12 protein-coding genes are annotated in these 13,090 nt (G+C 65.8%); 6 read left to right on the top strand and 6 right to left on the bottom strand.

Annotated elements, in window-relative coordinates:
• Nucleotides 1–36: 36 nt before the first annotated feature.
• Nucleotides 37–504, top strand: coding sequence for a DUF2306 domain-containing protein (locus tag QGV54_RS18665; RefSeq protein WP_281019139.1), 468 nt, complete (start codon nt 37–39; stop codon nt 502–504).
• Here the strand turns inward: QGV54_RS18665 and QGV54_RS18660 are convergent.
• Genes QGV54_RS18660 through QGV54_RS18650 form a run of 3 tightly spaced genes read right to left on the bottom strand, consistent with a single transcriptional unit; the run spans nt 491 to nt 3,135 of the window.
• Complete coding sequence (locus tag QGV54_RS18660; RefSeq protein ID WP_281019140.1) at nt 491–1,552, bottom strand: AbrB family transcriptional regulator; 1,062 nt, start codon at nt 1,550–1,552, stop codon at nt 491–493. The genes QGV54_RS18665 and QGV54_RS18660 overlap by 14 nt on opposite strands.
• Nucleotides 1,553–1,559: 7 nt before the next feature.
• Nucleotides 1,560–2,546, bottom strand: coding sequence for a succinylglutamate desuccinylase/aspartoacylase family protein (locus tag QGV54_RS18655; protein WP_281019141.1), 987 nt, complete (start codon nt 2,544–2,546; stop codon nt 1,560–1,562).
• A 40-nt stretch (nt 2,547–2,586) separates the two neighbouring features.
• Complete coding sequence (locus tag QGV54_RS18650) at nt 2,587–3,135, bottom strand: class I SAM-dependent methyltransferase (protein WP_281019142.1); 549 nt, start codon at nt 3,133–3,135, stop codon at nt 2,587–2,589.
• 85 nt (nt 3,136–3,220) lie between these two features.
• On the opposite strand from QGV54_RS18650, the gene QGV54_RS18645 reads away from it, so the two are divergent.
• Nucleotides 3,221–3,697 carry a DUF1178 family protein gene (locus tag QGV54_RS18645; protein WP_281019143.1) on the top strand — a complete coding sequence of 159 codons (477 nt, stop codon included), beginning with the start codon at nt 3,221–3,223 and terminating at the stop codon, nt 3,695–3,697.
• 37 nt (nt 3,698–3,734) lie between these two features.
• On the opposite strand, the gene QGV54_RS18640 is transcribed toward QGV54_RS18645, so the two are convergent.
• On the bottom strand, nt 3,735–4,124 hold the full coding sequence (locus tag QGV54_RS18640) for a DoxX family protein (RefSeq protein WP_281019144.1): 390 nt from the start codon (nt 4,122–4,124) through the stop codon (nt 3,735–3,737).
• A gap of 210 nt (nt 4,125–4,334) precedes the next feature.
• Entirely contained in the window at nt 4,335–5,360 is a 1,026-nt protein-coding gene (locus tag QGV54_RS18635) for an ABC transporter substrate-binding protein (RefSeq protein WP_281019145.1), read from the bottom strand.
• Nucleotides 5,361–5,640: 280 nt separating this feature from the next.
• Here QGV54_RS18635 and QGV54_RS18630 point away from each other — a divergent pair, with 280 nt between their 5' ends.
• The 4 genes from QGV54_RS18630 to QGV54_RS18615 are packed head-to-tail and all read left to right on the top strand — an operon-like array spanning nt 5,641 to nt 11,767.
• On the top strand, nt 5,641–6,786 hold the full coding sequence (locus QGV54_RS18630; protein ID WP_281019146.1) for a TAXI family TRAP transporter solute-binding subunit: 1,146 nt from the start codon (nt 5,641–5,643) through the stop codon (nt 6,784–6,786).
• 13 nt (nt 6,787–6,799) lie between these two features.
• Nucleotides 6,800–8,851, top strand: coding sequence for a TRAP transporter fused permease subunit (locus tag QGV54_RS18625; RefSeq protein WP_281019147.1), 2,052 nt, complete (start codon nt 6,800–6,802; stop codon nt 8,849–8,851).
• Nucleotides 8,848–10,491 (top strand): thiamine pyrophosphate-dependent enzyme, encoded by a 1,644-nt coding sequence (locus tag QGV54_RS18620; protein ID WP_281019148.1) that lies wholly within the window; start codon nt 8,848–8,850, stop codon nt 10,489–10,491. The genes QGV54_RS18625 and QGV54_RS18620 overlap by 4 nt, the downstream gene beginning before the upstream one ends.
• A 16-nt stretch (nt 10,492–10,507) precedes the next feature.
• Nucleotides 10,508–11,767 (top strand): Xaa-Pro peptidase family protein, encoded by a 1,260-nt coding sequence (locus QGV54_RS18615; RefSeq protein ID WP_281019149.1) that lies wholly within the window; start codon nt 10,508–10,510, stop codon nt 11,765–11,767.
• Between the two features lie 215 nt (nt 11,768–11,982).
• Here QGV54_RS18615 and QGV54_RS18610 read toward each other — a convergent pair whose 3' ends face one another.
• A complete protein-coding gene (locus QGV54_RS18610; protein ID WP_281019150.1) occupies nt 11,983–13,065 on the bottom strand; it encodes a site-specific DNA-methyltransferase in 1,083 nt (360 codons plus the stop codon).
• Nucleotides 13,066–13,090: the final 25 nt, after the last annotated feature.

Raw genomic sequence — 13,090 nt, 5'->3', positions numbered from 1 at the left:
GGTGTCGGCAGTTGGTTTCAGAAAAGGGAGAGACACATGGAACAACTGCATGTCACGGTCGCCATCATCGCCATCCTGATCGGCGTGATCCAGATTGTCCGGCGCAAGCGGGGCCGCGCCCACCGTCTGCTGGGCCGTGCCTGGGTGGCCGCGATGGCGGTGGCGGCGCTCAGTTCCTTCTTCCTGCGGGACATGACAGGGGGCTTCAATTATCTGCACGGGCTGGCCGTCTTCATGCTGGTCAATCTGGCGCTGGGTGTCTGGCGCGCACGCCAGGGGCGCCATACCGAACACGCGCTGTTCATGATCAACACATGGGGTGGACTGGTCACGGCCGGATGGATGGCCGCCGCACGGCACGGACTGGATCTGCCTTCCGGTGTCCATGCGTCGATCCTCGCCGCCTTCTGGACCATCCTGATCGTGGCGACCATCCCGCTGCACCGCCAGGCCGTCCGCAACCGGGGACGACGGCAGACATTGGTAAGGTCTAGCCGCGCCTGAAGATGCGGTAGAGGCTGGGGGCCAGGATCACGACAATGGCGATGCGGAAGACATGCATGGTGCTGACGAAGGCGGTGTCGATGCCCAGCGCCAGGGCGATCAGAGACATTTCCGCCAGACCGCCCGGTGACAAGACAAGTGCCATGGCTTCCGGCTGCACCCCGATCATGTCGCTGAACAGCAGCATGGCGATGATGGCGAGCCCCAGCAGCATCAGGGTCGTCACGAAGGCGGTGCGCACGGTCTGCCAGACCAGCGAGAGGGCCGTGCCGGCGAACCGGCACCCCACGGAGGCCCCCAGCACAAGCTGCCCGGCGGCAACGGCAATCGGGGGTGGTGTGACATAGGTCAGGCCCAGCAGATGCGCGACGGCGGACACCACCATCGGTCCGACCAGCGCCGCCGCGGGAATGCGGCACAGCCTTGCCAGCGGCCATCCGATCACGGCGCAGGCCACAAGGATCAGCCAGTCCTGGACCTGTGGCACCACCCCTGCCTTCGGCGGCATCATGGCCGGGACATCGACATCCATCACCAGCCGGAACCAGAAGGGAATGATCAGCACGATCAGCAGCACGCGCGTTGTGTGTACCAGCGACACCCGGCGCGGATCGCCGCCCAGTGCCTCACTGGCCAGCACCATCTCGCTCAGGCCGCCGGGGGTGGAGGCGAAATAGCTGGTGACCGGATCGAACTTCGCCACCCGGCGCAGGTAGATGTAGACGATGCCGCTGCCGATCACGATGTAGACGAACAGCACCAGCAGGGCCTGCGCCCACTGGACGGCGCGGTCGATGACTTCGGGCGAGAAGGCACTGCCCAGGAACACCCCCAGGATGGCGACCATCACGCCACGGAACCGCTTCTCCACCACGGGTGTCTGACCGGAAAGGGCCAGGATGGAGACGAACACCATCGAGCCCATCATCCAGGCCAGCGGCATGGCAAGCGCGAAGAACAGGCCGCCGCCCAGGGCACCGACCCCCAGGGCCATCGCCTGATCGCGCAGGCTGGCCTTGGGCACGGGTTCGGTTGTCGTCCCGGTCACGGAGCGGTCATTCCACGGACGGCCGTGCGTCATGACCGACAATGCGACCAAGCCGGACAGCCGTCTGTCCCGCCACCAGCCTTCGCGACGGCATGATCAGGACGCAGTTGTCATGGGGGGTGCGGATCGGCTTTCCCGCCTCCTCCGCGATCACGGTTCCGGCACGGGGAATGGTGGCAAGGCTCTCGTAGGCCTCGACGAAGCGGAAGCCGTCGCGCCCGGTCCGGGTGACCGTGATGCGCTCCGTCACCTCGATCACCTTCGACGGCGCGTGCCGGCGGAACGGCGCGATGCGCGCCGCCGTGTCCCGGTCAATGCTGCCGACGGCCAGCAGGAAGCGGGCCGCGATCTCGATCGCGTTCTCCGCCGCCGCCGGACTCTGGTGCTGGCCGCACTCTGCCAGCAGGGCGATCTCCGTCGCCGCCGGATCGGCAAAGGCGCCATGATCGCGCAGCCGCCGTCCCGACGCGTGGCCGCTGTCGGCGATGACCAGGCGGGGAAAGCCCATCCCGATGGCCAGATGCTGCCCGCGCCGGGTCATGCCGCTGAGCATCAGCGACTCGCCGCCCGACTGCATGGAATGGATGTCCAGCAGACGGGTGGCGCCTGTCACCAGTGGACGGATGGCCCGTGCGCGCGCCAGTTCCACACTGTTGCGCGGCCCGTCCAGCGTGGTGTGATCCCAGACGCGGTTCATGTCCTCGTCCACGAACCTGGCCCGTGTGGGTACCTTGGTGTCGTAGGTCGCATAGGCCGCAACATTGGCGAAACAGAACGTCAGGGATCCCTTACGCGGCCTGATCCCCAGATCGAGCAGCCGCTTCAGGGCATGGGCGCCACAAAGCTCGTTGCCATGTACCAGCCCCAGCACGACCACATCCTCACCCGCACGACCGCTTTCGAAGCGATGGGCATGACTGACACCCAGGTTGCCCCGGGCATAGGCCGAGATATCGACGGGCTGGAGCAGGTCCAGGCCCTGGGGGCTGTTCATGTGATGCGATCCGATGGTGCGCGGGCGACAGGGTTACCTATCACCCGGGCTGGTTTGCGTCCACGGGTCCCCTGCGCCGGGCAACAATTCGCTGCCGCACCGCCGGGGTTGGCTCGGCCTCCGACACATCCTCGAAAGCCACCACATCCAGTTCCGGGCGCACATGGTCGATCAGTTCGTTTCGCCGCAGCAGGAAATCCGGATTGCGGGGGCGGCCCAGCACCTCGTTCCCCCGCGCGAAGGTCTCGTAGAGCAACAGGCCGCCGGGCGCGACGCAGCGGACCAGCGCGGGAAACAGCGGTCGCCACAGGTAGTTGGTCACCACCACCCGGTCGAAGCGCCGGTCCGCCAGTGGCCAGTCCCCACCTTCCAGGTCGGCCTGCAGGACTGAAACGCCTGCCTGACCGGCCAGATCGGCAAGCGGTTCGATGTCGATATCGACCGCGGTCACGGAATAGCCCAGCGCCAGCCCCAGCCGCGCATGCCGCCCGCGTCCCGCAGCCAGATCCAGCAGGGTCTCGCCTGCCGACGCACGCGGCAGATGGCGCACGATCCAGGGGGACGGGGGCGAGGTCTCGGGACCATGCATGTCACTCAATTCCCTTGCGGCATGGCGTGTCTGCCGCCATGTAACTGCGATACAGCAAAACATCTCCGGCAGGATTTGCACGACCATGATCCGCTTTGACCTGAAATGCACGGACAACCACGTCTTCGAAGGCTGGTTCGGGTCAAGTGCGGATTACGAGTCCCAGAAGGAGCGCGGGTTGCTGGAGTGCCCGATCTGCGGCGACGGGCGGATCGGGAAGGCCCCGATGGCGCCCAACGTCGCCTCCCGCAAGGATTTCGGCAACCCTGCGCCGGTCCCGATTCCGACCGGTTCGCCGCCGGAACCGGTCACGGCAGGCGAGAGCGATGTGGAGATCACACCGGCCAGGATGGTCGCCATGCTGCGTACCCTGCGCCGCCATGTGGAACAGAATGCCGACCATGTGGGACCTAAGTTCGCCGAGGAAGCCCGCAAGATCCACTATGGCGAGGCGGAAGAACGCGGCATCTACGGCGAAGCGACGCCGGACGAGGTCGAGGAACTGCGGGACGAGGGCATAGAGATCGGCTCCATCCCCTGGCTGCCTGACAACGACCACTGATCTGCTGACCCTCCGCGCAGGCGGAGGACCGGGGACATCATCTCCGGCGCAGGCCGTCGATGGACAGCGAGCCGGCGCCATTGGCAAAGACAATGCCCAGCCCGCCGGCTATCGCCAGGTTCTTCAGGAACATGATCACCTGCATCGGGTCACCGAACTTCGCGTGGACCAGCAGTGCCGTCAGCAGGGTGAATCCCCCCAGCAGAAACGCCATAAGACGCGTCAGAAAGCCGAGCAGCAGCAGCGATCCGCAGCCCACTTCGGTAATGATCACGACAATCGCCAGCTCGCCGGGAATTCCCTCGGCCTCGATGTAGCGCGCCGCGCCCTCCATGTCGCTGAGCCCGTGAATCCCCGACAGGATGAACATGGCGGACAGCAGGATGCGACCGATCAGATCGGCCAGCGGAGAGAGAACAGTGATCACGACAGGATCCCTTCAGGCGTTTCCGCGCCAAGCCTACAGCAGACCATGGCCGGAGGGAATCAGGCCGCCCCGGGCGTCATCAGCCAGAGTCATCCACTGCCTGATCGCATCACCGGCCTGCTCCCCCACCCGGCCGCCCACGAGAGTATCCTTAGGGGTGGCCGGGTGGGGGAGTGGGCCGGTGCCGATTCCATCAATTGTTGGATCGATCTACCCGAGTGCCGCCAGCACCCGCGCCGCCACGGCCTCCGGCACCCATCCGGACCAGACCCCGACCTGTCGGCGCAGGAACCAGTCCGCTGTCCCGGCCGCTGTCAGGCCGTAGAGCCGCTGATGCGCCAGCACCTCGGATACCAGCGCGCTGCTGGTGTGATAGCGCCGGAGGAAGGCCACCAGCGAAGGTGCTTCCGCCATCAGCCCGGCCTGCACACCCACACTGACATGCGACTGCGGATAGGCCGTCGCCTGCGCCGGCCGGCGGCTCGACATCATCGCCTGCCATATCTCCGGATCGTGCGCCGGTTCCTCCAGCCGGACCAGGTCATAGGTGCCCAATACCCAGGTCGGTGCCCAGTAATAGGCGAGAAAGGGGCGCTTGCGCCGGTAGTTCTCGCCGATGGCCTCAGCCAGGGCATCCCCGTTCGCGGGCCGGAAATTGGTGAAGGCATCGGCCAGACCATAGGCGTGCAGCTTGCGGGTGTTCACCGCCTCGCAGGCCCAGCCGAGACTGCAGTTGTAGAACCGCCCCTTGTGGCGCTGCTCGGGATCGCTGAACAGATCCTTGTGGCGGGGCAGGTCCGATACGGCCTTCAGGTCCGACGCCGGGGCATCCGGCCCCTGCACCAGCCAGGCCGGCACGTACCAGCCCTGGCTCGCATCATCGAAGTTGATGCCCAGTTCCACGACCTTGCCCGTCTGCACTGCATCCGCCCACTGGTCCGGGAAGTTGGCCTTCCAGACCTCCATGGTCACATCCAGCCTGCCGGCCTTCATCGCATTGAAGAGGGGCAGCGTGGCCCCGGTGAGAACGTCGGTGGTACAGCCGAACCCGGTCTCGACGATGCGCCGGACGACCGCCACGTGAAAGGCATTCGACGCCCAGGGCAGGTCCGCCATGACCAGCGGCCGGTCCAGTTCGCAGACCGGATCGGGCTGTGCCAAGGCCTGTCGCGGCACCGTCACGAGCAGCGCAAGCACGGCAACGGCCTGCGCAAGTCGCCATATGGGGCGCACCATCGCGCCTGCTGTTCCCACAATCCGCTCCTGTCATCAGTACCGTGTGGCAGGATCCGCCACGTCGCAGCCGGAACATACCAGCCATAAAACGACATTGCACAGCCCCACGTCCTCGCCTGATCCCGAATGACGGGTGACGCGGCCTTCACAACCCCCTTCAGGTTGTACAAGCCATTGCGATCAGGGCTTTTCATTGCGGGCGGCAGTCGTCAATATGCGCCGCAGGTTGGCCGGTCCAGAAAAATGGAAATCCGGACTGGCCGTTACAGGGAGGAACTTGATGAAAACCTATGTGAAAGCAGCGGCCTTCGCCGGTGCGATGAGCCTCGCCGCTTCCGCCGCAATGGCTGACGGTCTGCCGGAGAAGATGACCTGGACCGCCTATGGCACCACCGCCTCCGGCTATGCCCAGTCGGTCGCCATCGGCAATGCGCTGAGCGAAGCCTATGGCACCAAGATGCGCGTCATTCCGGGCAAGAACGACGTGTCCCGCATGGCGCCGCTGCGTGATGGCAAGGCCGACTACTGCGCCTGTGGTATCGCCGCGTTCTTCGGCCAGGAAGGCACCTTCCTGTTCGCGTCCGGCGAATGGGGCCCGCAGCCGCTGCGTGTCGTCCTGACCGCCGTCGGTGAGAACAATCTCAGTCTGGCGACAGCAAAGGATGCCGGCATCGCGACCATGGCCGACCTGAAGGGCAAGCGCGTGTCCTATGTCGTCGGCGGTGATGCACTGAACTGGAATGCCGCGGCCAACATGGCCTTCGCCGGCCTGACCTGGGATGACGTGCAGAAGGTCGAGGTCTCGGGTTTCAAGGCGTCGATCGATGCGATCATCAATGGCCAGTCCGATGCGGCCTTCATGTCCACCATCACCCCGCATGCACAGCGGCTCGCCGCCAGCCCGCGTGGCATTCACTGGCCGCCGCTGCCGGCGGATGACAAGGCTGGCTGGGAACGTCTGAACAAGGCGCATCCGGTGGCCCTGCAGCATGTCGCGACCCGCGGTGCGGACATCTCTGCCGAGAAGCCGCATGCCGGTTACGTCTATCCGTACCCGATCCTGGTCACGAACAGCGACCGCGATGCCGATGAGGTCTATGCGCTGACCAAGGCCATCGTGGACCAGTTCGACAAGTACAAGGACGCAGCACCGGGTGGTGCCGGCTGGGCCCTGGCCAACCAGACCCTGGTCTGGGGCATGCCGTATCATGAGGGCACCATCCGTTACTTCAAGGAAGCGGGTATCTGGACCGACGAGGCACAGGCCAACAACGACATGCTGATCAAGCGCCAGCAGATCATCATGGACGCCTGGAAGTCCCTGGGCGACGTGTCCGGCATGAGCCCGGAAGACATCTCGGCCAAGTGGCTGCCGATCCGTGCCAAGGCGCTGTCCGGTGCCGGCATGCCTGTTGTCTTCGAGTGACGGCTGACGAATCGTGAACCAGACCGCTGGTGATGTACCGGCGGGACCCGGAAAGGGTCCCGCCGGCTCCGACGGTCAGACGATGCAGGTGGCCGATACCGAGTTCCGGTATCGGCCACTTTCGCCGTTCTGGCGTGCACTGCTTGTGATCATCACGGTGCTGACCGTGGCCATGTCGATCTACAAGCTCTTCAACCTCGGCCACACGTTCGGCTACGTGCCGATCGATACACAGTATTTCTTCGCACTGCTGGCGCTGCTGCTGCCGCTGTGCCTGCTTGTCTTCCCACTCCGGCCGACGCGTCCCGGCTCCGAGACCGCCACGGACCGCGCGCTGTTCGGGTTCGACATCCTGCTGATTCTCGCCTCCATCGGGGTGAACGCCTACCTGTTCTACTATGCCCGGGACATCGTGAACCTGGGCTGGGAGTATGGCGCGCCGGGCCATATCCAGATTGCCGGTGGCATTCTCTGGGTGCTGGTGCTCGAGGCCACGCGCCGGTCCGCCGGCCCCGTCGTTGCCCTCATTGTCCTGATATTCTCGCTGTACCCGACCTATGGCGAATTCCTGCCGGAACCGTTCGAGACCTTCGAGAACGAGCCCTTCGGCAACACGTTCGGCTATCACGCCATCTCGTCCGAATCGATCCTCGGCATCCCGTTCCGCGCCTTCGCGAATCTGGTCATCGGCTTCCTGATGTTCGGCGTGGCGCTGCAGCACACCGGCGGCGGCAAGTTCTTCCTGAACCTCGCCTTTGCCCTGCTCGGCCATGTGCGCGGCGGTCCTGCGAAGGTCGCGATCTTCTCGTCGGGCCTGATGGGCTCCATGAGCGGCAGCGTCATCACCAACGTGATGACCACCGGCGCCCTGTCGATCCCGGCCATGAAGCGGACCGGATTCAAGCCGCACTATGCGGCGGGTGTCGAGGCCTGTGCCTCTACCGGTGGCGTGCTGATGCCGCCGATCATGGGTGCGACCGCCTTCATCATGGCGATCTACCTGAACGTGCCCTATTCGGAGATCATCATCGCGGCGACGATTCCGTCGTTCCTGTACTTCTTCGGCCTGTTCATGCAGATCGACTCCTACGCGGCCCGTACCGGCCTGCAGGGTCTGCCCAAGGAAGAGATGCCCCGGGTCAGCGACACACTGCGGGAGGGCTGGCACTATGTCTTCGTCTTCGCGCTGCTGGTCTTCATGCTGCTGTACCTGCAGCGGGAGGCACTGGCCCCCTACTACGCCACCGCGCTGCTGATCGCGATCAACCAGATCAATGCCGGTACCCGCTGGAAGATGGCCAATGTCGGTACCTTCATCATCGGTGTCGGCCGGCTGTTTGCGGAACTGGCGGCGATCCTGGCCGGTATCGGCATGATCGTCGGTGCCCTGTCGCTCACCGGCAAGGTCTCCACCCTGGCGAGCGAATTGCTCGCCCTGGCGGACGGCAACGTGATCCTGCTGCTGGTCATGGGGGCGCTGGCCAGCTTCATCATGGGCATCGGTGTCACGGTCACGGTCGCCTACATCATCCTGGCGATCACTCTGGCTCCGGCGCTGACCCAGTCGGGCCTGAACCCGATGGCGGTGCACATGTTCATGCTCTACTGGGGCATGCTCTCCTTCATCACGCCTCCGGTGGCCCTGGGGGCCTTCGCGGCGGCCAGTCTGGCCGGGTCGAACCCGATGCGAACGGGCTTCGAGGCCATGCGCCTCGGATCGGTGATCTACTTCATCCCGTTCTTCTTCGTACTGAATCCGGGGCTGATCATGCAGGGGACCGTGACCCAGGTGCTGACCGTGACGATCACCGCGATCGTCGGCGTCATCCTGATGGCCTCGTCGCTGCAGGGGTACCTGATCGGTGTCGGGCGGCTGACCAACGGCGGCACATTGCAATGGCCGGTCCGGGCAGCAGTTGGCGTTGCGGCCATCCTGTTCCTGGCGCCCGGGGGCAAGCTGACCGGCTTCACCCATGTGGAGCTGGTGATTGCCGCCCTGGTGCTGCTGGTGCCTGCGGTGCTGATCGCGCTGATGCTGAATCGGCGCAAGGCAGCGTCGGCATGACCAGTGCGGCGGAACTGCTGGTCGCCTGCCTGGAACGGCAGGGGGCGGACCGGGTGTTCTGCGTGCCGGGGGAGAGCTATCTGGCGACCCTCGATGCGCTGGCCCGGCAGAACCGGATCGATCTGGTCCAGACCCGCCATGAATCCGGGGCCGGATTCATGGCGGTCGCCGACGCCAAGCTGACTGGCCGCCCCGGCGTGGCCTTCGTCAGCCGGGGGCCTGGTGCCACCAACGCCTCCATCGCCGTGCACACGGCGGAGCAGGATGCGGTGCCGATGGTGCTGTTCATCGGTCAGGTCGCCCGTGACGAGATCGGGCGCGGCGCGTTCCAGGAAGTCGATTACTCCCGCATGTTCGGCGGCATGGCAAAGGCCGTCTGGACCATCATGGACGGGGAGCGGATTCCGGAGATCGTGGCACGGGCCTGGCAGATCGCCAGCTCCGGCACCCCCGGCCCCGTGGTCATCGTGCTGCCGGAAGACATGCAGTTCGATCAGGTCACGAACGCACCGCTGGATCCGATGCCGGTGCCGCAGACACGGGCCGCCGAAGCCGATGTCGCACGGGTCGCGGAGATGCTGGGCAAGGCGGAGCGACCGATTGTCATCGCCGGCGGCCAGGTCGATGGCGAACGCGGGCGGGCGGCCATGCTGCGTGCCGCGAATGCCCTGCAGATCCCGGTCGTCACCAGCTTCAAGCGCCAGGATATCTTCCCCAACGACAACCCGCTCTATGCCGGCTATCTGGGCTTCAACATCCCGAAACCGCAGGTGGATCTGCTGTCGGAGGCGGATCTGATTCTCGCCATCGGCACCCGCCTCGGGGATACCACGACGCAGGGATATGTCTTCCCCTCGATTCCGCCGAAGCAGCCGCTGGTGCATGTCTACCCGGACGCCAATGTGGTGGGCCGTGTCTTCGCGGCGGATGTCGGGCTGACCGTCGATCCGGCGGCCTTCCTGGATGCCCTGGTCGACGCGGCACCGCCCGCACGCGACCGCTCCGACTGGCTCGGACGGCTGAAGGCCTATGTCGACCGCCTGATGGGCGGCGCGCCGGAACCGGCGGAGGACGGGGTCAATTTCGGCATGGTGATCGAGGCGCTGAAGCCGCACCTTGCCGACGACGCGATCCTGGTCACGGACGCGGGCAACTTCTCCAGCTGGGTGCACCGCCACCTGCGCCTGAACGGGCGGCAGATCATGGTCGGCGCGGTCTCCGGTGCCATGGGCATGGGTGTCCCGGCAGCGGCGGCGGCGGGCCTGCGGGAACCGGACCGCCAGATCGTCACCTTCCTGGGCGACGGCGGCGCGATGATGACGGGCAACGAGATCGCCACGGCCATCTCGCGGCGGGTACCGATCAAGATCTTCGTCTCCAACAATGGCGCCTATGGCACCATCCGCCTGCATCAGGAGAAGTTCTTCCCCGGCACCGTGGCGGGGACCGATCTGGTCAATCCGGACTTCGCCGCCTGGGGCGCAGCCTTCGGTGCCAAGGGGCTGAAGATCCGCGACGACAATGACGTGGAGCGCGTGGTGGCGGAAGCCATGAACCATGACGGTCCCGTGGTGGTCGAGGTCCGCTCCAGCCTGGAACGCATCTCCGCCTATGTCTCCATGGCCGATCTGAAGGGCTGAAACGCGGGAAGCCTGCATGGCGCAGCTTGACTGGCATCAGGGCCGCACGGGCCTGAACGATCTGGCCTTGCTGGATGCCGCGCCGGAATCGGACGGGATCGACCTGCACGCGGTGCGCCATTACCGGCGCGGGCGGGTTCGCGAACAGATGCGTCTGGCTGGGATCGACGCCGTGATCCTGTCGGACGCGGTGAACATCCGCTATGCCACCGGCACCCGGAACATGCAGGTGTTCAGTGCCCGCAATGCCGCCTCCCGCTACCTGCTGCTGACCCAGGACCGGTCGATCCTGTACGAGTTCACCGGCTGCATGCACCTGGCGGACGGCTTCGACACCGTTGACGAGGTGCGCCCCGCCCTGACCGCCAGCTTTGTCGCCGCCGGGCCAGACATCGCGGCGCGGGAGCGGCTGTGGGCGGCGGAGATGGCCGACACGCTGCGCCAGGAGGTCGGTGCGGGCGCGACCGTGGGTCTGGAGCGGATGAATGCAGGCTCGGCCATCGCGCTGGCAGCAGAAGGGTTCGTCATCCGGGACGCGCAGCACCCGGTGGAACTGGCCCGCGCCATCAAGTCCGCCGAGGAAGTGAAATGCGTCCGTGCCTCCCTCGCCCTGACCGGTCGTGCGGTCGGCGTGATGCGGGGCGCGATCCGGCCCGGCATCTCGGAGAATGAACTCTGGTCGGTGCTGCAGCAGGCGGTGGTGGCGGGCAATGGCGACTATTGCGAGACCCGGCTGCTGAACTCCGGTCCGCGCACCAATCCATGGTTCCAGGAGACCGGACCCCGCATCATCCAGGCCAATGAACTGATCGCCTTCGACACCGATGTGCTGGGCTGCCACGGCTACTATTCCGACTTCTCCCGCACCTTCCATTCCGGACCCGACGCACCGACCGCGACCCAGCGGGAGCTTTACCGCGTGGCGCATGAGCAGGTGCACCACAACATGGCCCTGATCCGCCCCGGCCTGAGCTTCCGCGACTATGCGGAGGGGGCCTGGGACATCCCGGAGAAGTATGCCGCCCACCGCTACTACCTCTCCGCCCATGGCTGCGGCATGACCGGGGAGTATCCGTATCTCTACCACCGCGCCGATTTCGCCGATGCGGGCTACGACGGGGAGATCCTGCCCGGCATGACCCTCTGCGTCGAAAGCTTCATCGGTGCCAATGACGGCGGCGAGGGGGTGAAGCTGGAACAGCAGATCCTGGTCACCGAAACCGGCACCGAACTGCTGTCGGATTTCCCTTTCGAGGACGCGCTGCTCGCCATCTAGCCATGGGGTGGGCGTCGAGAAGGTCGGGATCGTGGATCAGGTCTGCGAGCGCCGTGATGGGAGTTGTGCAGGCGACTCACTGGCGGCCACACCATCCCCATGCCGTACCCGGGCTCGACCCGGGTACCCAGTGTGCCGCGCAGGTGTCGGAGACTGGGCGCGCAGGACACGCCTGCGACCTCTAGGAGGGGTTACGAGGGAGAACGGTCGGGGCGCTACTCCGCCCCCAGCTCTGCCCTGATCTGGTCGCGGAAGATGTCGATGGGGCGCAGCTTGCCCTCCACCTCGATGTGCCACCAGGTCCAGCCGTTGCAGCTTGGTGCGCCCTGCACGTGGGCGCCGATCTTGTGGATCGAGCCGGTGGCGTCGGCGCAGATCAGGCTGCCGTCGGCGCGGACCCGGGCGACATGCTTGCCCGTAGGGCCGAAGACATAGGTCCCCGGTTCGATCAGGCCCCGTTCCACCACCGCGCCGAAGGGCACACGCACCGCCTGCCGCTTCGGCGGCGTGATGGCGCGATCTTCCTTCGGCAGGGTACGGATGCGACCGATGCGGTTCTGCGCCAGGCGGCAGTATTTCTCTTCCCGGTCGATGCCGATGAAGCGCCGCCCCAGCCGCTTGGCCACGGCCCCGGTGGTGCCGGTACCGAAGAAGGGGTCGAGCACGATGTCATTGTCGCGGGTGGCGGTCACCAGGATGCGGTGCAGCAGCGATTCCGGCTTCTGCGTCGAATGCGCCTTCTGCCCGTCCTCCTTGAGCCGCTCATTGCCCGAACAGATCGGCAGCAGCCAGTCGGAGCGCATCTGAACGTCGTCATTCAGCACCTTCAGCGCCTCGTAGTTGAAGGTATAGCCCTTGTTCTTCTCCCCCTTCGCGCACCAGATCATGGTCTCGTGCGCGTTGGTCAGGCGGCGGCCACGGAAGTTTGGCATCGGGTTCGACTTGCGCCAGACCACATCGTTCAGGATCCAGAACCCCAGGTCCTGCAGGATCGCCCCGATGCGGTAGATGTTGTGATAGCTGCCGATGACCCACAGCGTGCCGGTGTCCTTCAGCGCCCGGTGGGCGGCCTGCAGCCAGGCACGGGTGAAGGCGTCATAGGCTTCCAGGCTGGAGAACTGGTCCCATGCGTCATCCACGGCATCGACCAGACTCTCGTCCGGCCGCCGCAGTTCGCCCTTCAGCTGCAGATTGTACGGCGGGTCCGCGAAGATCATGTCCACCGACCCTGCCGGCAGTCCCTCCATGATCTGGACGCAGTCGCCCTGAATGATCCTGTTAACCGGCAAATCCTGCATGGCGCCGCGCTGTCCTGTCTGATGT

Origin of the sequence: Minwuia sp. IMCC3060 (genome assembly GCF_029909435.1) — a bacterium.
GTDB lineage: Bacteria > Pseudomonadota > Alphaproteobacteria > Minwuiales > Minwuiaceae > Minwuia.
Note: the sequence above shows the minus strand (reverse complement) of the source record. Positions and strands in the feature narration are given on the sequence as shown.